Annotated in this window: 26 protein-coding genes and 1 riboswitch; of the genes, 9 read left to right on the plus strand and 17 right to left on the minus strand. The window is 64.4% G+C overall.

Annotated features, from left to right (window positions below):
• Positions 1-38 precede the first annotated feature (38 nt).
• The 12 genes from moeB to ACIOWL_RS15015 all read right to left on the minus strand — a co-directional run bounded on the left by moeB (position 39) and on the right by ACIOWL_RS15015 (position 10515).
• Positions 39-1190 (minus strand): molybdopterin-synthase adenylyltransferase MoeB, encoded by a 1152-nt coding sequence (moeB, locus tag ACIOWL_RS14960; protein WP_400386724.1) that lies wholly within the window; start codon positions 1188-1190, stop codon positions 39-41.
• Entirely contained in the window at positions 1187-2032 is an 846-nt protein-coding gene (locus ACIOWL_RS14965; protein WP_400386726.1) for a thiazole synthase, read from the minus strand. The genes moeB and ACIOWL_RS14965 overlap by 4 nt, the downstream gene beginning before the upstream one ends.
• 3 nt (positions 2033-2035) lie before the next feature.
• On the minus strand, positions 2036-2278 hold the full coding sequence (gene thiS, locus ACIOWL_RS14970; protein WP_400386729.1) for a sulfur carrier protein ThiS: 243 nt from the start codon (positions 2276-2278) through the stop codon (positions 2036-2038).
• On the minus strand, positions 2275-3414 hold the full coding sequence (thiO, locus tag ACIOWL_RS14975) for a glycine oxidase ThiO (RefSeq protein WP_400386731.1): 1140 nt from the start codon (positions 3412-3414) through the stop codon (positions 2275-2277). Before thiO ends, thiS begins: the two co-directional genes overlap by 4 nt.
• A riboswitch (TPP riboswitch) is annotated at positions 3402-3506 on the minus strand. (Overlaps the previous gene by 13 nt.)
• 273 nt (positions 3507-3779) lie before the next feature.
• Positions 3780-4211, minus strand: coding sequence for an OsmC family protein (locus tag ACIOWL_RS14980; RefSeq protein WP_400386733.1), 432 nt, complete (start codon positions 4209-4211; stop codon positions 3780-3782).
• A 4-nt stretch (positions 4212-4215) separates the two neighbouring features.
• A complete protein-coding gene (locus ACIOWL_RS14985; protein ID WP_400386734.1) occupies positions 4216-4680 on the minus strand; it encodes a GNAT family N-acetyltransferase in 465 nt (154 codons plus the stop codon).
• A gap of 138 nt (positions 4681-4818) precedes the next feature.
• Positions 4819-5691: an alpha/beta fold hydrolase gene (locus ACIOWL_RS14990; RefSeq protein WP_400386736.1), complete on the minus strand. Its 873-nt coding sequence runs from the start codon at positions 5689-5691 to the stop codon at positions 4819-4821.
• Positions 5692-5699: 8 nt separating this feature from the next.
• Positions 5700-6368 carry a lysoplasmalogenase family protein gene (locus ACIOWL_RS14995; protein ID WP_400386739.1) on the minus strand — a complete coding sequence of 223 codons (669 nt, stop codon included), beginning with the start codon at positions 6366-6368 and terminating at the stop codon, positions 5700-5702.
• Between the two features lie 59 nt (positions 6369-6427).
• Positions 6428-7144 carry a VOC family protein gene (locus tag ACIOWL_RS15000; RefSeq protein ID WP_400386742.1) on the minus strand — a complete coding sequence of 239 codons (717 nt, stop codon included), beginning with the start codon at positions 7142-7144 and terminating at the stop codon, positions 6428-6430.
• Positions 7145-7386: 242 nt separating this feature from the next.
• Positions 7387-8223 carry a PhzF family phenazine biosynthesis protein gene (locus ACIOWL_RS15005; protein ID WP_400386745.1) on the minus strand — a complete coding sequence of 279 codons (837 nt, stop codon included), beginning with the start codon at positions 8221-8223 and terminating at the stop codon, positions 7387-7389.
• A gap of 124 nt (positions 8224-8347) precedes the next feature.
• Entirely contained in the window at positions 8348-9109 is a 762-nt protein-coding gene (locus ACIOWL_RS15010; RefSeq protein ID WP_400386747.1) for an isocitrate lyase/PEP mutase family protein, read from the minus strand.
• Positions 9110-9210: 101 nt separating this feature from the next.
• A complete protein-coding gene (locus tag ACIOWL_RS15015; protein WP_400386750.1) occupies positions 9211-10515 on the minus strand; it encodes a condensation domain-containing protein in 1305 nt (434 codons plus the stop codon).
• Positions 10516-10577: 62 nt separating this feature from the next.
• Here ACIOWL_RS15015 and ACIOWL_RS15020 point away from each other — a divergent pair, with 62 nt between their 5' ends.
• Positions 10578-11345, plus strand: coding sequence for an alpha/beta fold hydrolase (locus tag ACIOWL_RS15020; protein ID WP_400386753.1), 768 nt, complete (start codon positions 10578-10580; stop codon positions 11343-11345).
• 12 nt (positions 11346-11357) lie between these two features.
• Here ACIOWL_RS15020 and ACIOWL_RS15025 read toward each other — a convergent pair whose 3' ends face one another.
• A complete protein-coding gene (locus tag ACIOWL_RS15025; protein ID WP_400386755.1) occupies positions 11358-11828 on the minus strand; it encodes a GNAT family N-acetyltransferase in 471 nt (156 codons plus the stop codon).
• 62 nt (positions 11829-11890) lie between these two features.
• Here ACIOWL_RS15025 and ACIOWL_RS15030 point away from each other — a divergent pair, with 62 nt between their 5' ends.
• Complete coding sequence (locus ACIOWL_RS15030; RefSeq protein WP_400386758.1) at positions 11891-12346, plus strand: hypothetical protein; 456 nt, start codon at positions 11891-11893, stop codon at positions 12344-12346.
• Between the two features lie 137 nt (positions 12347-12483).
• Positions 12484-12777: a DUF4287 domain-containing protein gene (locus ACIOWL_RS15035; protein ID WP_400386761.1), complete on the plus strand. Its 294-nt coding sequence runs from the start codon at positions 12484-12486 to the stop codon at positions 12775-12777.
• A 19-nt stretch (positions 12778-12796) separates the two neighbouring features.
• On the opposite strand, the gene ACIOWL_RS15040 is transcribed toward ACIOWL_RS15035, so the two are convergent.
• On the minus strand, positions 12797-13636 hold the full coding sequence (locus tag ACIOWL_RS15040) for an MBL fold metallo-hydrolase (protein ID WP_400386764.1): 840 nt from the start codon (positions 13634-13636) through the stop codon (positions 12797-12799).
• Positions 13633-14478 (minus strand): GNAT family N-acetyltransferase, encoded by an 846-nt coding sequence (locus ACIOWL_RS15045; RefSeq protein WP_400386767.1) that lies wholly within the window; start codon positions 14476-14478, stop codon positions 13633-13635. Before ACIOWL_RS15045 ends, ACIOWL_RS15040 begins: the two co-directional genes overlap by 4 nt.
• A 105-nt stretch (positions 14479-14583) precedes the next feature.
• Here ACIOWL_RS15045 and ACIOWL_RS15050 point away from each other — a divergent pair, with 105 nt between their 5' ends.
• Positions 14584-15633, plus strand: a complete 1050-nt coding sequence (locus ACIOWL_RS15050) for a tocopherol cyclase family protein (protein ID WP_400386770.1) — start codon at positions 14584-14586, stop codon at positions 15631-15633.
• Positions 15634-15677: 44 nt separating this feature from the next.
• Here the strand turns inward: ACIOWL_RS15050 and ACIOWL_RS15055 are convergent, their stop codons facing one another.
• A complete protein-coding gene (locus tag ACIOWL_RS15055; protein WP_400386772.1) occupies positions 15678-16118 on the minus strand; it encodes a YtoQ family protein in 441 nt (146 codons plus the stop codon).
• 117 nt (positions 16119-16235) lie between these two features.
• Here ACIOWL_RS15055 and ACIOWL_RS15060 point away from each other — a divergent pair, with 117 nt between their 5' ends.
• Genes ACIOWL_RS15060 through ACIOWL_RS15070 form a run of 3 tightly spaced genes read left to right on the plus strand, consistent with a single transcriptional unit; the run spans position 16236 to position 18271 of the window.
• Complete coding sequence (locus ACIOWL_RS15060; protein WP_400386773.1) at positions 16236-16943, plus strand: histidine phosphatase family protein; 708 nt, start codon at positions 16236-16238, stop codon at positions 16941-16943.
• A 9-nt stretch (positions 16944-16952) separates the two neighbouring features.
• On the plus strand, positions 16953-17477 hold the full coding sequence (locus ACIOWL_RS15065) for a DUF3090 domain-containing protein (protein ID WP_400386776.1): 525 nt from the start codon (positions 16953-16955) through the stop codon (positions 17475-17477).
• Positions 17477-18271: an SCO1664 family protein gene (locus ACIOWL_RS15070; protein ID WP_400387066.1), complete on the plus strand. Its 795-nt coding sequence runs from the start codon at positions 17477-17479 to the stop codon at positions 18269-18271. The genes ACIOWL_RS15065 and ACIOWL_RS15070 overlap by 1 nt, the downstream gene beginning before the upstream one ends.
• Before the next feature lie 145 nt (positions 18272-18416).
• Here ACIOWL_RS15070 and ACIOWL_RS15075 read toward each other — a convergent pair whose 3' ends face one another.
• Positions 18417-18770, minus strand: coding sequence for a DUF1801 domain-containing protein (locus tag ACIOWL_RS15075; protein ID WP_400386778.1), 354 nt, complete (start codon positions 18768-18770; stop codon positions 18417-18419).
• A gap of 221 nt (positions 18771-18991) precedes the next feature.
• On the opposite strand from ACIOWL_RS15075, the gene ACIOWL_RS15080 reads away from it, so the two are divergent.
• Together ACIOWL_RS15080 and ACIOWL_RS15085 are read left to right on the plus strand one after the other, a co-directional pair.
• Positions 18992-19321 carry a nuclear transport factor 2 family protein gene (locus tag ACIOWL_RS15080; RefSeq protein WP_400386781.1) on the plus strand — a complete coding sequence of 110 codons (330 nt, stop codon included), beginning with the start codon at positions 18992-18994 and terminating at the stop codon, positions 19319-19321.
• Between the two features lie 77 nt (positions 19322-19398).
• Entirely contained in the window at positions 19399-20547 is a 1149-nt protein-coding gene (locus ACIOWL_RS15085) for a low temperature requirement protein A (protein ID WP_400386784.1), read from the plus strand.
• The last annotated feature ends 43 nt before the right edge of the window (positions 20548-20590 follow it).

Raw genomic sequence — 20590 nt, forward strand, 5'->3', positions numbered from 1 at the left:
TCCCAGCAGGCCACCGGGTGCACGGTCAGCGGCCCAACCTAGTAGTCCAACGTCTCGCCGCGGACCTGGGAATACCAGGCAAGGGTGCCGCCGCGCAGGTTCATCACCTGCGTCGTTGCCGAGGTGTCGCTCAGCGCGGTGGCGGCACGCAGGGATCGCGCCCCGCTCTTGCAGGCAAAAACCACGCAGCTGGTTTCAGGCACCTCAAGTGCATCCCACCCGCGGGCCAACAGCTCATCCAGCGGAACGTGGATGCTGTCCGGGATCGCCCCAATGGCGCGCTCCCAGGATTCGCGCACATCCACCACCACCGGACGGTTCGCGGTTCCGCGCAGGCTTTCAAGCTCCTGTGCGGACAACTGCGCTATCTGGGGTTCCAGCACACAGGATTCTTGGGTGTAGACCCCGAGCGCGCGCACCGGTTCGCGGTGCGGATCGCTCTCGAAGGACAGGGTCCGCACCGTGGCCGACAGCGCGTCATACAGCCACAGTTTGCCAGACAGGCTCTGGCCCACCCCGGTGATCAGTTTCAGCGCCTCCACTGCCAGCAGCGAACCAACCACCCCGCACAATGCACCGAACACCCCGCCCTCGGCACAGCTGGGCACCGAATCCGCATCTGGAATTTCCGGGAACAAATCACGCAGCATCGGCCCGTTCCGCGGGTCGAACACCGATGCCTGGCCCGAAAATTGGAAAAGTGTGCCCCACACCAGCGGGGTGCCGGTCAGTTCGGCCGCATCGTTGCACAGGTAGCGGGTAGCGAAGTTATCGCTGCCGTCGATCACCAGGTCGTAGTCGCTGAACAAGGACAGCGCGTTCTCTTCGGTCAGCCGCTGCGCCAAACTCACCACGGTGACCTGGTCGTTGAGCTGCGCGGCCACCCGGGGCAGCGAATCGACCTTGGGTGCGCCCACGTCGGCTTGGCGATGGATGATCTGGCGTTGCAGGTTGGATAGCTCAACCGTGTCGTCATCGAGCACCGCCAGGGTCCCCACCCCGGCGGCAATCAGGTAGTTTGCCACGGGGCTGCCCAAGCCGCCGGCCCCGATCATCAACACCCGCGCATTGGCAATCCGCCGCTGGCCTTCTTCGCCCACCCCGGGAAGGGTCAGGTGCCTGGAATACCGTGCAAGCTGCGCCGGGTCGAGCCTCTGAACCGGTGCAACCAGCGGCGCGCGCAGGCTCATGAGAAATCGCCGATCAACGTGCGCATCATGCCTTCGCTTGGAGAGGAGGCCAACGCGGCATCACGCACCGGGATCCGCCCGGCCAGCCGGGCTGCGCGCCCAGCGCGCACCGCGTCGCGCATCGCCGCGGCCATCAGCGGCGCATTGTGGGCGCGGGTCACGGCGCTGGCCAGCAGCACCGCGTCGCACCCCAGTTCCATGGCTTTGGCGGCGTCGGAGGCCGTGCCCACCCCGGCGTCCAGGATCACCGGGACCGTAGCACGCGAAACGATGGTGGAAATATTGTGCGGGTTCAAGATCCCCAGCCCGGAGCCGATGGGAGCCCCCGCCGGCATCACCGCGGCAACCCCGGCATCCTGCAAGCGGGAGGCCAAGGCAGGGTCGTCGTTGGTGTAGGCGAACACCTCGAATCCGTCGGCCACCAGCTGTTCGGCGGCCGCGAACAGCTCCAACGGATCCGGCAGCAGGGTGTCTTCATCGGCGATCACTTCCAGCTTCACCCAGTTGGTTTCCAGGGCTTCACGGGCAAGGTGGGCGGTGAGGATCGCATCGCGCGCGGTAAAACACCCTGCGGTGTTCGGCAGCGCCGCGATCTGGTGGCGCTGCAGCAGCTCATACACGCTGGCCGACCCGCCGGCGGAGAAATGCCGAATGGATACCGTGGTCAGTTCGGTTCCGGACTCGGCGAGCGCCTGCTCCAGGGTGCTCAGCGACGTGGCACCACCGGTCCCCAAAATCAATCGGGAGCCGAAGCTGCGTCCGGCCACGGTGAACTGGTCACCCGGCGTGGCCTGCTCGGTGCGGTGCGCGGTGCTGGTGGGTGAGTTCGTGGTGTTTGACATGTTTCAGCCTCCCTGGGCAGCGGTCACGAGTTCAATGGTGTTTCCGGCCGCCAGCTCGCGTTGCGACCAGGCGCTGCGCGGCACCACGGCGCCATCCACCGCCACGGCGATGCCCAGGGTGCCTCCGTCCGCGGCCTGTCCCTGCTCGGTCAGTTCGCGGCCGGTATGCGAGGTGACAAGCTCCCGCACGGTCAGTCCGGGCGCGATCGATAGCGGCGCGGAATTCAGCGTAATTTGGATGCTCATCGGTACATCTCTTTCAGGGTTGGGGACGGCGGGTTGTTGTCAAAACGTGCAGGGTCCACCGCGCGGGTGTGTTCTGGGTGGGTAGGGAGGTCCTGGACCAGGTCGGCGGTCAGCGCCGAGCCGAAGGGGGTGAGCAGCACCCCGTGGCGCGAATACCCGGTGGACACGACCAGTCCCTCGTCCACCCGGCCGATCAGCGGCCGGTCATCCCGGGTTGCCGGGCGGGCCCGGGCGATCACCTCGTTCAGCGAGCAGTCGACGATGCCCGGCACCAGGCGGCGCGCGTTATCCAGCAGCCGGTGCAGCTGCCCCGCGTTAACCGCGTCGTTGCCGTCTTCGCGGCTGCTGGCTCCGAGCACCAGGCTGCCGTCGCCGCGCGGCACCAGGTAGACCGGGTCGCGGTGCACGATCCCGCGCACCGTCCGGCTCAGCAACGCCGGACCCTTTGGTCCTTGCAGCCGCAAAATGTCCCCGTACACCGGGCGCAAGGGCAGTTGGGGGCCGCCGTCCACGGTGCCTAACCCGGTGGCGAGCACCACCTGGTCTGCCTCGATGACCCGGCCGGACGCGGTGCGCACCGCAGCGGTTCTCCCCCGGCGCCTCACAAGTTCCACCGCGCGCTCGCGCACCAGGTGCTCGGCCAGGTGCTCGCTCAGGATGGAAATCACGCAGCGGGGGTCGATCTGGTGGTCTTGTTCGCAGAGCACCGCTCCGGCGATGTTGCTGGCCAGTGCAGGTTCCAGGCGGCGTGCGGCGCTGGGCAAAACTGCCTGGGCGCTGAATCCCAGGGAGCTTTGGAGTTCTACCAGCTCGTGGAGCGCGTCGCGGTCCGCGGGTTCGGCGGCCACCACCAACGTTGAATTCTGAAGATAAGCCGGGCGGCGGCCGGTGGCCTGTTCGATCCGCTGAACGAAGCCGGGGTAGTCCTGGTTGGATCGGCCCAAAAGCTCATGCAGGATTCCATGTCCCCAGGTCGTTTCGGCGGCCGGGGCCAGCATTCCGGCGGCGGCACGGCTGGCTCCCTGCCCGGGGTCCGGGTCGATGACGGTGACCTGGCAACCGCGCGAACGCAGTTCAAAGGCGGTGGACAGGCCGATGATTCCGGCCCCGATGATGGCAACGTGCAACGAAGGCACTTCCTTCCTACGGCGGCATGACCCGCATCAGGTGTGGCGGTCGGCTCGGTGCCCTCTCAGCCTGGTCGGTTCAGGCTCCCGCGGAGTTGAAGTGATTATAGGCATGACCCACCGCACAAAAGCCAACTCGGCGGTGTCCATCAGCGTCATCTTCGGCCTTAAAGCGGCTGCGCGGTGAGCCCAGCGCAGCCGCTTTCGGGCAGCTTCTCAGACAGCTCTGCCCGGGTGGCGCACCATTCGACCGGCGTTTTTCGGCCGGAAACAGGGCGCCGCACCGGGCAGTGAAGCTTTATGTGTTTGTGGTAGCTACCCCTGGGGTAGCTGCCCCAGGAAAGTGGATAGCGCTCAACAGCAAGAACCGATGGCTAGCCGCTGACTTCGCTGGTGACCTTGGCCCCCAGTTCGACGGTGCGTGAGACGGTGCAGTACTTGTCGTGGGAGAGTTTGACAATACGTTGCACCATGCCGGCGGCTTTGCGTCCCTCTTCGGTGTCCGGGAATTTCAGGTCGAAGGACATGTTGATGTCATCCATCCGTCCCGCGCCGTCCTCGCTGAGTTTGTAGCCGGTAGCGGCCACCTCGAATTTATCCGGCTCGCTGCGGCGCGTGGTGGCCACATCCACGTCGATGGCCGAGCAGCCGGCAATGGCCGCCAGCAGCAACTCCACCGGGCTCAGCAGCCCCTCGCCTTGGCCAAATTCAAGGCTCGCACCAGAGGCGACACTGGTCGCCCGGTACTTCCTTGATTCAACTCGTTCGACTTTGACTTCACGCAGATCACGGGTGTTTTCACTCATGGCTCTATCGTGACACGTCCGAGGCTGAAACATTGACATGTCGAAGTTGAATCCGGGCCAACGGATCGGTGCCATCGGCCACCTGATCGACGGCAAACCCGTGGTCGAGGAAAAACGACAAGCTATTGGCGTTCTGCCCGTTGATCTGAATGGTGGTCCCCGGGCACCGGGAGAGGATGTTTTTGAGCAGCGCGCTGCCCACGCCGTGATGCCGATCGTGATGCCGCACCCACAACAGTTCAATCTGCGTCGCGCTGTACGCGGCGAAACCCACGATCTCCGTACCCAGCTGCGCGATCTTGACCGACACACGCTGTGAATAGACCGCTTCCAAGGCATTAGCGACCGCATCGACGTCGGCGGCGGAGAGAAAATCACGGCCGCCCTCGACGGAGTTTCGCCAGACATCCAGGAGTTCTGGTACTTCCTCCACGCTGGTCCAATCACGAAGACTAAGCATCTCAGACATCCTCACTCCTCCCAGCTACGGAATACTCCGCATGTTGTCTCGTTATTTTCCCCTTGTGGGACACCTCAGTGAAGCACGGATTGATAACAAGTCACGACTTATCTACGTGGCGAACAGTGCTGTGTGGGACATGGACTGTTACAACTCGCGTGTCAGGAAGAAACCCTGGACCTTCTCACTCCAGACGGTGAGGTGTTGTGCCACCCTCTCGGGTTGGTCTAGGTGCACGTTGTGCCCGGCCAAGGGAATCACCATGATTTCCGCCGCCGGATACCTGGCCGCAAGTTTCATCGGGTCGGTAAACCCGGTGATGTGGTCCTGTTTTCCGCAGATCATCACCACCGGACAAGCCAGCTGGTTCGCCCGATGCACCGGCAGTTCATTCAAAAAGTAACGTTTGGACAGCTTAACCATCGAACGTAGATTCACCGCGCGAATCCCAGGCAAAACGTGGTTATCAAAGCGTTGCCAGTTCTCAGCGCTTTGAATCACCGCCATTTGCGCGTAGTGTTCCGCGTCGTGCGCCGGCAGGGAATCTAGCAAAGCACGATCTTCGCGCAGAACCCGGCGTTCGGGCACCGTTCGCTCGGCGCGCGAGGGAAAAACCAAGGGAGCAAGTAGCGCCATCCCCAGAATTTGCGTGGCAAACCTGTCAGCCATTTCTTGGACCAGCAACGAACCCAGAGAGTTTCCGATCATCGCAAACGGTCGATCCCCGCACTGCGCGCCGATCAGCTGCTCAAGCCAATCAGCGATTTCCGGTAATCCGCCAGCACCCTGAAGGGCCTCGGTTTGCCCCATCCCGGGAAGATCCACGTAAATCCGCTGAAAAATCCCTGTTGCGTCCAACACCTCATCCAACGGCACCAGGATTCGATGATCAACTCCGTGCCCGTGGACAAGAAACAGTGGTATGCCCTGCCCGACTACGCGTTGCACACCCGGGATCGGAGGCTGGCCAATATTCAGGGTGCGGTCCTTCACAATTTCGAATGGTTCTCTATCCTGCACCGCACAACTTAACGCTCGGTGAGATGCGGACCGGCAGCCTGAACAGCTACACGACCCTTGTCCAAAATAGCGGTCACCAGCAGGTACTGTCCAAGGATGTAGGTGAGCATGATCCAAAAGTCTTGGGCCACCAGGTCAAGATCCGTGAACGAACGAACCGCAATCAAGGAATCCGAGACAAAAAATATTCCACCTCCCAATCCTCCACGCAGGCCCATCCCTGTAGATAACACCGCCATCAAGACCAGTGCCAGGCCATAAACCACCACCGGCACCAGCAGTACCCCGGCCGACGGTGCACACAACACCACCAAAATCCCCAACACCACAAGATACGGCGCCAGCCAGACCGGGTGCCGAATGACCGAGTAACGCCACCAACGGCATAGAAGTACCACGTAAGAAACCTGGGCCACCAGAAAACAGCCCACCATCGTCAAGAAGCTCGCATCCCCGTCGAGCATCCGGGGCAAGGAATCACCAAGCCATGAGAAAAACACAGCGACGAGGGTCAACACCACGATCGTGGAACGTGGTGAGCGGGTACTGGCCAGAACCAACCCGCCTAGCATCGGCATCAGCAACACTTGGGTGACGTCGCTCACCATATGCCCCGGAGCCGCCAACTGGGAGCCCAGATGCAGCAACGAGATCACCACCAGTAGGGTGACCCACACCGTTGACCCACCGCGCCCCGCCGCCCGCCCTAGTTCAGGAACCCACCGGCCCGGCGGCATCAGTCGCCGGAATCCAGGTCAAGTTTGGCCACAGGAACCGGCAACACACAAAACTCGTTGCCTGAAGGGTCCTGAAAGACCCGCCACGGCAAGTCGCCCCAGTCTGGGCAGAGCTCCCGACCGCCGGCTGCACAGATGCTCCTCGCGACCGCGTCCGGATCATCTCCCGGTTCCAGTCGAAGATCCAGGTGCATTGGATTTTTGTCGTACTCACCTTTACTACTAGCCTCGGTGACAAACTGCAGGGACGGGCCTCGACCACTAGGGTGCGACAATCTCGCCGCACCCTGATTACCGTCATTCCTCCATCCGGAGAACTCCGCCCAAAACCGCGCGTCCCCCTGCGGGTCCTTGGATTCCATCCGCATCTGGCTGATCCGCACCCTCGGGCACCCTTCACGGCGCTCGCCGAGGGGTGGCGTGAGAAAAACATTGCCAGCAGGGTCGTGTTCCCGAAGGAGCCCGGGGACCTCGCGCGTTGCTCCTGCGCCCGCCTCGCGGGGTGTATCAAGGATCAGGGTAAGTCGCTGGGCAGAGGGGGACGGCGTCTGAACATGCGGAAAACAAAGATCAAGCACGGGCCCGCCGGCTACGGAGTAGCGTGTTTCAAATCCTTGATCCGAGTCGGTGAGTTGTTCGCAGCCTAAAAGCTCCTGCCAAAAAACTCCGGACTCACGGGGCTCTGCGGCGTCAAAAACAATGTTCTCTAAAAACATGAGTTCACCCTACCGGCCAGCACGACGCGGCGGATAGCAAGCAGCCAAAGATTTTGATCATTCCTGCCCGCGGGGCACCCACCCGCCCCATTGGCGTCAATATCACGCAGTGAAACCGACGCTTTTCGAGATTGCCGGCTCAGCCAATGCCTCCGACCGGCAAACAGCTTGGCTGAACCGATCAATACCGTCCCCGTAATGTGCTGGCAGCCGCGCGAAAAGCACGCAAGCTCGGTCGGCTGCTAGAAGCTGACCTCGCCGCTGATGCAGGTGGTCACCTGGCCGCCAACCCAGATGGTTTCGCCCTCGATGCTCACGTGGACCCGCCCTTCGCAGCCTATGACGCTTCCCTGCGCCGCAATATATCGTTGCGGCGCAATCCCGGTGTCAGACAACCAGCGCGCCAGTCCGGCGTTGAGGCTGCCGGTCACCGGGTCCTCCCACACCGGATCGCCGCCCACAAAGGCGCGCACCTCGAAGTCGGCGGGATGCCCCGCGGGTTGCGGTCCAATCACACCGATGCACAGGGTGCCGAGCTTCGAGGGATCCGGTGCCAGCTCAAGTACCTCGCGTGAGCTCTCCAGCCGCACCCCGATCCATTGCGGGCCGTTCACGATCCACGAACTGTCGAGGATCTGCTCCGGGCCGATACCCAATACGTCTGCCACCTGCTCACGCCTCGGCTCGGCGAGCGGTTCATAACGGGTGAGCGGCGGGGCCTGGAACGCCAGCTGGGTGCCGTCGGTGCGAACAGGCACCAGCCCGGCCCCGCATTTTTGCACCACCAGTCCCGCGTGCTTCGGTTTGCCGCCCATGGCCAGCCAGGCGGCGGCGGAGCCCAGGGTCGGATGCCCGGCAAAGGGAAGTTCGTGGCTTGCGGTGAAGATCCTGACCCGATAGTCGGCCTCCGGTCCGCTTGGCGGCAGGAGGAACGTTGTTTCGGCAAGATTTGTCCACTTCGCGAAACGTTGCATCTGCTCGGTGCTCAGGGATTGTGCATCGTGCACCACCGCCAGGGCATTCCCGCGGTAGGCGGTTGGTGAAAACACATCGACTTCACTATATTTGTGCAGGCTCATCACCCCACGTTAACAGGTTGGCGCGCTCACCCACGACTGCCCCGTCTGGCAGGAATCCGGCCCGGCCGGGGTATTGAGCGGCAAAACCCCGGCCGGCGCCAGCGGCAACAAAACTCTCACACGTTTAGCGCCAGCGTTCCAGTTGCGCGGCGGATTGCTCGGCGAGCCACATCTGCCACAGCGGACCGAAACTCACCCGTCGCACACCCAGCTCACGCAGGGCGGCCAGATCCCCGGCGCCGTGCCCCGTCACCGGGTGTGCTGTCACATTCACCGGGATCGACACCGCCTGCACCACCTGGCGCACCTGGTCCGCGGTGCTCAGCGCCACCGGGTACACACTGCGCGCCCCGGCCTGCTCCAGCAGCACGATCCGGGCTATCGCCTCGCCCAGCGGATCGGCGAACGTCTCGCCCAGCCGGGCGGCATCGGTGCGTCCGTTGATCACAAAATCGATTCCGGCGGCGTCCGCGGCCTGGCGCACCCCGGCGATGTAGTCCGCGTGCTCCTGCCGATCGCGCACCCGGTCGCCCTCGCGGTGCACCACATCTTCGATGTTGACGCCGACCGCACCGGAGGCAATCACCCGCTCGAACAGTTCGGCCGGCGCCAGCCCGTACCCGGATTCCACGTCGGCGCTGACCGGCACATCCACCGAGTCGACAATGCGGCGCACCACCTGCAGGTACTCCGCCAGATCCATCTGCTCCCCGTCGGCGCTGCCGATCGCGTCGGCCACCGGGTGGCTTCCCACGGTGAGCCCGCTGAACCCCGCCCCAACCGCAACCGCGGCGCTGAAGGTGTCCCACACCGTGGGCAGGACCACCAACTGGCCGGATTCGTGCTGGCGGGCAAGGTCGGTGGCGCGTTCTTCAACACTGGACATGATGCTCCTTGTGAAATTGATGTCGTTTCAGGTGGGTGCTGCCAGTCTATGGGTGCACCCCGCTAATAACCAGAGACCCGATGGACACTGCCAGCCGGTGGTCAGCTGACGGTCTGGGAGCGCATACGCTCAACCAAATCATCAAGCCAGGCCCCCACATGCTGGCGGGCCTGGTCGGTATCCGGGTAGCGGCAGCGCAGGTGCATTCCTGCTTCATCCAAGATGAACCAGAGCATCACCGAATCGGTGCGGATCGCGGCGCTGACATAGGCCGGTTCCTGTACCTCGGCGGGAATCTGGACCGGCAAGCGCCGCAAATCCAGCCAGGAGACCGCAAACATTCCCGGCCCCTGCGGCATGCCGCCCCAGGGTTCAAGCAGCGGCGCCAGCGGCCACGATCCAAGATTAATTGCCTCGCGCACCGCCGCGGCACAGGCCTGCGGGTCGGGGTCTGCGGCTTCAAGCACCGAGTTGGTGATAAACCAGCCGACCGAGTCGAACCAGCGTGGTTCGGTGCGGCTGTGCACCGGAAATACCACCCGCAGGCTGGTGCCTGCCAGCGCGGCGGTGGTCAGGGTCATCATCGACACACTCAATGCCAGGGTGGAGACCCCGGCCGTCTTGGCGCGTGCGGAAAACCGGGCAAGTCCGTGCGGATCGAGCACATCACGCACCTGCACCCGCTCGGGGGACGGGTGCGGTTCCCCCAGCGGCAGCGGGAAACACGGCATCACCCCGCCGCCGTCCTCGATCAGCCGCTCCCACCGCCGGCGGATTTCATCCGGGGCGGGGGCGGACCGTTCCAAGACCCGGGTGTGGTCGGTGAAATCCGGGGCCGGTTCGCCGCCCGGGCCAGCCCCGGCGCGGATCTGCTCCAAGGCGGCCATCATGTCTCGCACCATCACCAGCATGGACCACATATCCACGTGCGAATGGTCCGAACCGATCACCAGCGACGGGCCGTCGGCCGTTTCGATGACACATAGCCGATGCGAGGGTTGTTCAAAGGGTGCGCACCCGGCATCCAGCACCCGCTGAACCGCTGCCTGCATCGATTCCCCGGGCTGGATGCGGTGCTCCCTCCAGCCCCCGGACTCGACCTGCACCCGGTGCAGCGCCGCTCCCGCCCCGGTATTATCCGTGGCCGGGGCGGGGGAAAACACGGTGCGCAGGGTCCCATGTCTTGCCACCACATGTTCCCAGGCGGCCGCCAGATGCTCACGCGGCACCGGGTGCGGCAGGCGGAAGGACAACGCCATCCAGGAGCCCGGCCGGTGGCCCTCTCCCACATGCCGCCCCTGGTCAAAGGACACCGGCAACCGGTCCCCCGCCGTACTGACCTGCTGGTCGTAACTGAGCAGCGGGCCAAAGGGAAGCCGCAGGTGCTGGATGTGAGTCAGTCTCATAGCACGTATCATATTCGCTAAGTCGCCAGATCAGAGCGGAGCACGGGATGCACAAATTTCAGGTGCCGAATGCACAGCTTGCCTGGGCGTTCAGTGATGAGTCCGGACACCCGGTGGTCCAGCTCCACGGGTTGACCTCCAGCCGCGCGCACGACCGGCTGCTGCAGCTGGATTTAGGCCGGGCCCTCTCCGGCACCCAGCTGCTGCGCTACGACGCGCGCGGCCATGGTTATTCTTCCGGCCGCCCGGTTCCGGCCGATTACCGCTGGCCGGTCCTGGCCGAGGATCTGTTGCAACTGCTGGATTATTGGTTCCCCGATCAGCCTGTTCACGGGGTTGGCCCTTCCATGGGGTGCGGTACCTTGCTGCATGCGGCGGTGCGGCGCCCGGAGCGTTTTAGCGGCTTCACCCTGATGCTTCCGCCCACCGCCTGGGACACCCGCCCGGCCCAGGCCCAGCGTTACCTCGAGTCGGCCGATCAGATCGAGCGCTTGGGTATGGGAACGTACTTCGCCCAGGCTCCGAGCGCCGGGCCGCCACCGGCCGCCTCCGGGGCCCCCGCGGTCCTTCCCCATGTGCCGGACCATTTGCTCCCAGCCATTTATCGAGGGGCGGCCCTCAGCGATCTTCCCTCCCGCGACGAGTTGCGCCGTGTCACCGCACCCACCCGCATCTTGGCCTGGGTGGATGACCCCGGGCATCCGCTGTCTACGGCGCAGGAACTTGCCCGGCTGCTGCCGGCCGCCACCTTGCAGGTGGCGCGCACCCCGCAGGATCTGGCACGCTGGCCGCAGCTGCTCGCCGAGGACGTGGCCCGATACCGCGGCTAACCGTCAAGTCGATCAAGGTTGAGAGGTTTCCGGCACGCCGGGCAACCGCAAATGAAGCAGCGGATAGGCCAGGCCCTGCGCGTCGCGCTCACTGCGTGAGGCAACCTCGAACCCGGAGGCCAGGTAAAAACCGAGCGCCTGCGTGTTTTGTTCGTTGACGTCCACCGCGCTGACCGCTTGGGTGGCGATGGCGTGGTGCAACAGCGCGCCGCCAATACCTGCCCCGCGGTGCTCGGCCTGCACAAACAGCATCTCAAGCACGCCGTGGGCGGTCCCCGAAAAGCCGACCGGCACGCCGTCCAACTGCGCCACGGTCAGCCGGACCTGCGGAAAATACTCGCTGGCCAGCACCGCTTGAATCCGTTCCCGGTCGGCACCGGTGAGAAAATCGTGGGTCGCCTGCACCGCGCTGGCCCAAATCTCAACAAGCCGAGGGTACTCGGCGGGCCCGGTCACCGGGCGAAGCCTGATCCGTTCACTCATGCGGTTAACCCTAGTGTTTTGCCTACCCAGTTGGCACACCGGGTGCCTGTAGCCTTGAACCCATGAACAGGACCTGGCGAAAACTCCCACTGAACTGCGCAATCCTGATGGCACTGTTGCTGCTGGTGGTTGAGCCTCTGCTCGTCAAAGCCCCCTGGTGGACCTACCCGGATCCGGGTTTCTGGGTGGTGCTCGCACTGCCCCTGGTGCCCTGGGCCGGACTGGCCGGATTGATGATCTGGTGCGCGCAGCAGGCAACCTCACGGTTGAACGTCGTTTTGTATTCCTTGCTGACCCTCGCGGCAAGCATCATCCCCGTGGTGGTGGTAACGCTCCTGCTCGCCGACGTTTTCCCCGCCTCCGGCCCGCCGCGCTTCAGCCTGGATATTTCGCTAGCCGCGTGCGCCGCGGCCTTGGCGCTGCTGCCGGTGGTTCTGGTGCGCACCCGGCGCACCCGGCGGGCCTGCGCGGAGGCTGTCCACGACGGAGCCTCCACCACTCACGGGCGCACCGGTTGATCCAGAACGCCCGCGAGAAAACCTGCCGCGAGGTCTTGGACCATGCGCCGCGGGGCTGGCGGTGGCATACTTGCGAATTAGCGGCGGCTTGCCGCGCAAATCGTCCGAGAACCGTTCACCGTCTCAAGGATCTACCCATGTCATTTCAGGCCTATCTGGACACCATCGAAAAGAAGACCGGCTTAACGCCGCGCCAGCTAGTGGACCTCGCCCACGCCAAGGGGCTGGATCAGCCCGGGGTGAAAGCCGGCGAAATCCTGCGCTGGCTCAAGGACGAGTACGAACTGGGTCGCGGGCATGGCATGGCACTGGTTCATGTCATCCAGAAGGGGCCCACGATCAGTTCAAAGCATGTCGGCTCCGACGGGGTCCACCGTGATGAATCCCAGACCCTGTGGCTAGATGGCATCGCGAGCAAACCCGAAAGCTGAGCAGGTGCTCCCGGCCTTTTTACCCTAGACCGGCTAGCTGCGTATACGCGTCCACGGCGGCCGGCCTCAAGAACTCCTGGGGCCAATACTCGCGCAGTGCCCGCGGGTAGGAGATCTGCTCCGGGGCCAGGCCCTGGGCATAGGCGTCGGAGAGCGTCACGGCCAGCTCGGCAATTTTCCGCCCCTGCGCCAGCACGAAGTCGCGGGTCACCACCGCCCCATGCCCGGGGACCAGCCGGTCGGATTCCTGGATCTGTCGGGTCAGCGACTCCAGCACCAGCGGCCAACCCAGCGGGAAGGAGCCGGAGCCGAACATCGGCGGCCCGGATTCCTCCACCACATCCCCCAGGAACCAGACCCCGGCATCCGGGATGTGCACCGCAAGATCGGTCTCGGTATGCCCCGGCGGCAAAACCAGCAGTTCAACCTCGCGGCCGCCAAGCAGCAGGCTCTGCGAGTGGTCGATGAGCACACTCGGCGAGGTGAGCTTCACTTGGCTCCACGACTTGTCCGGTTCCACGCTCGGCTGGCGCTGGACCTCGTGCAGCCGCGGCGCCTCAAAACGTTGGAAATGGCGCGGAATCAGATGGTGGCCGTAGATCGGGATCCCCGCGGCGGCGAAAACCTGATTGCCGAAACAGTGGTCGTAGTGCGCGTGGGTGTTCACCACCGCCGCAATCGGCCGCCCGAATTCGGAGCTGACGTCGTCTCGCAGCTCCCGCGCTTCCGCCGGATTATTTCGGGTGTCGATCACCGTCGCACCCTGCGGGCCGAGGATCACCCCCACCGACACGTCCACGGGGTTATACCGCCGGTAAAACACCCCGTTCCCCACCTCGTGCCAGGCACCGGCGCTCATGGTTCTTCGCTCATGGCAAGCCCGGCCAGGGCGGGCCACGGATCGGTGGCCAAGCGCCCGTAGGTCGCCACGTCGATGCGCCGCTGCTCGATGAGGAATTTTCCGCGTTCGACACCTTCCTGGATGAACCCCGCGGCTCTGGCCACCGAACCCGAGGCCGGGTTGTTGACCCGATGCCCCAATTCCAGCCGCTCAAGTTCCAGGGCGCTCAGCGCCCAATTGGCCACGCCGGCCGCCGCCCGACTGGTCAGTCCCCGAGCGCGCGACGCCCTGGCCATCCAGTACCAGAACCAGCCGCTGCGGTTTGCCGCGTCCACATTCACGCACACCAATCCCACCAGCTCATCGTCGATCGCAATCGCCCAGGGATAAAAATTCGACCCGGGTTCCAGCAGGCCCGCCACGTAGTGCTCCGCCTCGACCAGCGATCCCACCGAACCCTGGCGCCGCATTTCGGGGTCTGAGTCAAAGGCGCGCAACACCGCCGGGGCGTCGGTTGCCCGCAGCCGACGCAGGCTCGCCGTGGCTGCCGGTGCCGATTCGGGTCCTCGGCGCCCGGGATCACTTGCCTGCCCGGCACCATACCTGGCCTGCGGGACCAGGCGGGCTTCGCCGCCCGTGAGGTCCAGGATGGGGGTGTCCTCGCGCAGCACGTCGGAAAACATCAGCCGCAGGTCATGGCGCAATTCCTGCAACGACTCGCCCTCGGGGGCTAGCCCGTCGGCGGTATAGGTTGGTTTGCCGCCGAGGCGAAGCTCATACAGCTCACGGACATTCCAACTGATGTTGCCGGCCGCGTCGGAATTCCGCGCCGCCACGTATCGCCACGATGAGGTGCTCATAGTCTCTTAGCGTACCGAGGCGCGTAGCTCTTGTCCCCCAGCTCGGCCAGCTTCCCGTGCCCGCCAGCACATCGACACACCGAAGCGGCTGTGCTGTACTGGGGCATGGGCCTACGTCACAGGTATCGCGCCACGGGCGCCGATCCATTGTTCGGCAACCCCGCCCGAGCACACCCGACGGTGGCCATGGAGGGGTATTTCTGGCGAGTCACCGATCCGGCGACCGGGCGGGTTCTCATCGCGCTGTGCGGCGCCAATCGGGGGCCGGACGGTCCTTGGTCAACCGTTGGGCTTGCCGCCTGGCCCGCGGCCGCGGTGCACACCGCCGCGGTTCACGGTGCCTGGAGCGATCCTCACCGGCTCGGCGTTCGCGCCGGGCGCCATCCGTTGGTGTTCGAAGGCACCGAGCGCCGGCTGCACGTCGATCTGGGCCCCGAGGCGCGGCTTGAGCTGAGCATAAACGATCCGATCCCCTGGCCGCACACGGCCTTGGGCGGTTCGAGTGTGTTTCAGCTGGTCCCCGGGCTCAACCAGTACTGGCATCCGTGGCTGCTCGGCGGACGGGCCTCGGGCACCGCAACCTTGGGCGGGAGCACCTGGGACTTTGAGAATGCCCAGGTGTATGGGGAGAAAAACTGGGGCCGCGAAGGATTTCCCGAGGCCTGGTGGTGGGGCCAGGCCCAGGGGTTCGCCGAGCCAGGTGTTTGCCTCGCATTCGCCGGCGGAAAGGTGAGCGCCGGTTCCCTGCGAACGGAGGTCACCGCCCTGGTGATCCGTTTGCCCGACAAACGGGTGATCCGGCTGGGCAATCCGCTGATCTCACCGGTCGCCACCCACACCAGCGACGAAAGCTGGCAGCTGTCCGGCAGGGGGTACGGCTGGCGCATCCGCCTCAGCGCGAGAGCGCCCTTGGATCAGGCATTTGTGCTCCCCGTGCCGAAGCCCGGCGAACACCGCAACGTGCCCGGAGACCTCGAGCATCTGGCCGGCAGCCTGCAGGTGAGCGTCTTTCGCTTCGGTCGCCGGGTGTACACGGGCAGCTCGCAGCTGGCGGCCTTGGAACACGGCGGACTTCAGCGGGCCCGGGACGAGCTTATCCGCCGCGGGCTGCCCGAATCACTGGAAGCTGCACCGCCCTGGCGGTACCCGCGCTGATTCGGGCCCGTCCGCTCGATCCACCGCCACTGCGCGCAGCCAACTTACGCGGTCAGCACGTACCTCAGCGTTTCTACAACCTGCTCAACGCTGCGGCACCACCCTTGGGCTGCGGCGTCGACCTCCTTCAGCGGGTGAATCAGCTCTTCGTCATGCAACGTCACATACGGTTTGCCCAAGGCCGCGCAGTAGCCGGCATCAAACGCCGCATTCCACTGCTTGTACTTGTCCCCGAACCGCACCACCACAAAATCGCTTTTTTCGATCAGGGTTCGGGTGCGAATGGCGTTGACCTTGGCCGACTGGTGATCGCGCCAGAACGCGTTGGGGGTCTCCCCCAGGTGGTCCCCGGCGGCATCGCTGGCCGGGTGGTCGGTGACCGGAGCGGTGAACACGATGTCCAGGCCGGCGGCCAGGGCGCCGCGCTGCAGTTCGTCACGCCAGTCGGTGTGGATTTCCCCGGACAGGTACAAATTAAAACTCATCGCTTCAAACTCCTTGATTCAAGACGCTGGATCATCTGGTTCCCATCCTAGCGATCGGTTCAGTCCGCGAGCGGTGAAGGGCTGGGTTTGCCGGGCGCTGGTCACTAGGCTGGGGGTATGGCGACTGTTATTCTTGTGCGGCATGGCCGCTCCACAGCGAACACCTCTGGGCTTCTTGCAGGCCGGGGAGAAGGCATCACCCTGGATGCAACGGGCCGGGAACAAGCGGCGCTCACCGGCCAGCGGCTGGCCAGTGTGCCGCTGGTCGCAGTGGTCTCCAGCCCGCTTGAACGCTGCGTGCAAACCTCGCAATTCATCATCGACCGGCAATCGGGCACCCCGGACACCGTTTTGGACCGCGAACTGCTGGAGTGCGACTACGGGCTCTGGCAGGGGCGGACCCTGGCAGAGCTGGCGAAGGAGGAGCTGTGGAAGATTGTCCAGGCGCAACCCTCCGCGGCAACGTTTCCCGGCGGCGAGTCGCTGGCGGCCATGCAGGCGCGGTCCGTCGCAGCGATCCGCCGCCATGATGCGGCCATCGAATCCGAGCACGGCCCCGGGGCGGTGTGGGTGGCGGTGAGCCACGGCGACATCATCAAGTCGGTGCTTGCCGACGCACTGGGAATGCACCTTGATATGTTCCAGCGGCTGAATGTTTCACCGGCCTCGGTATCGATTGTGCGGTACGCGGTGAATCGGCCCAGCGTGGTGAGCATCAATAGCGATGCCGGGGACCTTTCCTGGTTGGCCCACAGCGCCCCGCCCGCCGAAGCGGAGGTGGGCGGCGGCAAGGGCCACCAGGCACCGCGACGCGCTTCGTCCTAGAATACTGTTATGTCTACACGTGTTCACGAATTTTCTTGGCCAGATCGTGTGGTGGTCGGCGTCATCGGCGCCCCGGGCGAGCGCGCGTTTTACCTGCAGGTTCGCGCCGGCAAGCAGCTGCTGAGCCTGGCCCTGGAGAAGCAGCAGTCCGCGGCGCTGGCGGAAAAAGTTGACGAGGTCCTCGATCAGCTGGGCTCTGTGGCCGGCAACCCCTTCAGCGTCCCCTCAGGCACCCCGGTGGAACTGGTCGACAACGACCCGCTGGAAGGTGTCGAGGTCCAGTTCCGCATCGGTGCCATCAGCCTGGGCTGGGATCAGTCCATGGCCCAGGTGGTCATGGAGTTCTCGCCGTTGCAGGAAGAGGAAGACACCGCGCCGGAGGATGAAATGCTGGTGCTGCGCATCCCGGTGGGCACGGCGCGGGCTTTCGCCAAACGCACCCGTGAGATCGTGGCCGCCGGGCGGCCGATGTGCCCGCGCTGCGGCGAGCCCATGGACCCGCAGGGGCACACCTGCACCACCGACGCACCGTGATGCCACCCACGGACCTGTTATCGGCCGAGCTCACGCTGACCGCGCGAATCACCACCGCTTCCAACGCCACCTTCCTGGGTGCCATCGGGCCGAGCACGGTGGTGTATAAACCGATTGCCGGGGAGAGCCCGCTGTGGGATTTCCCCCACGGCGCGCTAGCCCATCGCGAGGTCGCCGCCTACGCGCTCTCTCAGGTCTTCGGCGGGGATGTTGTGCCACGCACCTGGCTGCGCGACGGTCCGCTCGGCGAGGGAATGGTGCAGCTGTGGTGCGAGCCGGATCCCCAGCAGCACCCCGTCGACCTGATTGCGGCCGCGCCAAGCACGGAGAAATCCACGCCGGTTCATACCCCGCCTGCCGGGTTCAAACATGTACTGAGCGGGGAAGATGAAACCGGGCGGATCGTCAACCTGGTTCACGAGGACGGCCCCGCGTTGCGGCGGATGGCGGTCTTCGACGTGATCGTCAACAACGCCGACCGCAAGGGAAACCACATCCTGGCCATGGCCGACGGGATACGCCACGGGGTGGATCACGGGTTGACCTTCCATCACGAACACAAACTGCGCACGGTGCTGTGGGGCTGGCTCGGTGAAAACCTGAACGACGAAGAACTGATGGCGGTCCAACGAGTCTGCCAGGGATTAAACGGTGATTTGGGCCGGCAGCTGGCGGATCTGCTCACCGCCCAAGAGCTCGACGCGGTGGCTACCCGCTGCGAAATCCTGCAGAATACCGCACGTTTTCCTGCTCCGAGCGGCCGGATGCCGGCGGTTCCCTGGCCGCTGTTTTAGGTTGCCCTTGTTGGCATCCGTTTGACGGGCTTGCACCCCAGTGGCGAAACCCGGCGGGCGGGGGCGAACCGCGCGGCTCACACCGCATGGTTCGCCCTCACCGCCCACCGGGCAATGCCCGGGAGCTTGGCCGGCCGGAAGCCGGCTAGGGCACAACCGACCGGGCGATGTCCGCGATCCGCTGTTCGGTGGGCGCGTCGAGCTCTTCGAAGTACCAGGCCGCGGGCATCAACCCGCCTTGGCTGCCACCGGCAGCCCGGAATTCGACCTTTTCGGTGAGCGCAAGATTCATCCGGTCGTCGTTGCGCAACGTGAGCAGCGCCGGTGAGCTCGCGCCCAGCGCGTAGGCCGGCATGCCGTACCAGATCCGCGCTTTGAGTTCCGGGGCGGCGGCCAGGATCACCTGGTGAGCCCGGCGGATAATCTCCCGCTGCGGTTCAGGCATCGTATCGATCTTGTCGATAACCTGCTGAAGGTTCTTCTCGTCTTTTGCTGACATCTCTGGTCCTTGCCTTGGCCGAAGCAATGACTTCGGGGGGTTGAAGTCGGCGCAACTGTGCGCCGCACCCCATCCGGACCTGTCCCGATCGCTACGGGCCTCTCCGCAATGATTCACGTGATCCTCACGTGGAAGTGCGTTTGGTGGATTCATCCACCACCTTCAGCATACCGGAGCCCGGTGTGTAACATAACTTCCATATTCCCTAGGAGGTACCGCAGATGTCTACACCCACGATCCCCGAACCAATAGCTTCGTTCATCGCTCGCGTCAACGAGCACAATGAGCAGGCTTTTCTCGATGCGTTTACCGCGACCGGCAAGGTGGACGACTGGGGACGAATCTTCACCGGCCGGGACGCCATTAAAAGATGGAGCGATGCCGAATTCATCGGTGCGCATGGCGTGTTGAGTGTTGAACAGGTCATCGCCGATCATGAACAGATCACCGTGGTGGGTGATTGGCGTTCAACTCATGCAAACGGCCGCTCACGCTTCACCTTTGACCTCGCCGGTGACAAAATTTCAGTCATGACCATCCGTGAAGGCTGAAACACTCTACGTGGTCAGTGCCTCTCCAATGGCATGTTCCCCGCTGCCAGTTTCGCTTCGTCGCAGAAAGTCCCCGTATGACCACTAGCTTCTCGCGTCCGTCGGTACACCGTTCGGAAGTCGGCCCGATCGAACTGTTTTTCGACCTGGTTTACGTCTTCGCGATCATCCAGCTTTCCCACCTGCTCATCGGTCATCTTTCCTGGAGCGGGGCGGCCCAGACCGCAGTGGTGTTCGCCGCGGTCTGGTGGGGTTGGAACTACACGGCATGGGCCATGAACTGGTTGAACCCCGCCAAGACCGCAGTACAGCTGTTCATGGGTGTGCTCATGTTGGCCGCGCTGGGCATGTCCACTGCGATCCCCTCTGCTTTCGGCCACGGGGCATGGCTCTTTGTGGGTTGTTATCTGTTCATGGGGATCGCCCGCCCGCTATTGATGATGTTTGCGTTTCGCGGACAACAGCTGGCGGCCAACTATCGAATGCTGCTGGTGTGGACCTTGCTGGCCGGGGTTTTCTGGGTTCTCGGTGCGGCGGCACCGGACCAATGGCGTTTGGTCCTCTGGCTGCTGGCGGTACTGATCGACTACGCCGCCCCGTTATCCCACTTCCGAATTCCCGGGCTCGGCGCCGCACCGATGCACCTGTGGGACACCGACGCCGAGCATCTGGCCGAGCGCAACCGCCTGGTATTTATCATCGCGTTGGGCGAGTCGATCCTGTTGCTGGGAGGTTCGCTGGTTGAGCACGGTGAATTGACCGTTTCCCTGGGCCTTGGCCTCGTGGTGGGATTCGCCTCGATTTTTGTGTTGTGGTGGAACTATTTCGCTGTTCCGGGGTCACAGGGCGCTGGCGGGGAGGCAAGCACCAAAACGCTGCGCACCGCCTATGCGTACGCCCATGCGCTGATGGTGCTCGGAGCGATTCTGGTCGCCGTGTCGATCGAACTTCGAATGAGTCACGAGCATCTCACCCCGGCCATCGTCCTGGTGACTATCGCAGGTCCCCTGGTGTACCTTTTGGGCAACCTGCTGTTCGCTCGATCCCGTTTTGGACAGCTTGGGACCTCGCGGTTGGTGGCCACCGCGGCGCTACTGGTGATCGGTGCGCTCGCCCTGGTGTCCTGGCAGCACCTGCCAACGCTCCTGCTGAGCCTCGTGGTGCTCGCGGTCACCACGGTATTGGCCGCCTACACTGCCATTCAGGCCAAGGCCTCCGCGGATTGAAACTCCGGCACGCAACGTAGCCGCCCCCAGGAACATCCCGCAG

It is taken from the genome of Glutamicibacter sp. NPDC087344, assembly GCF_044744225.1.
Taxonomy (GTDB): Bacteria; Actinomycetota; Actinomycetes; order Actinomycetales; family Micrococcaceae; genus Glutamicibacter.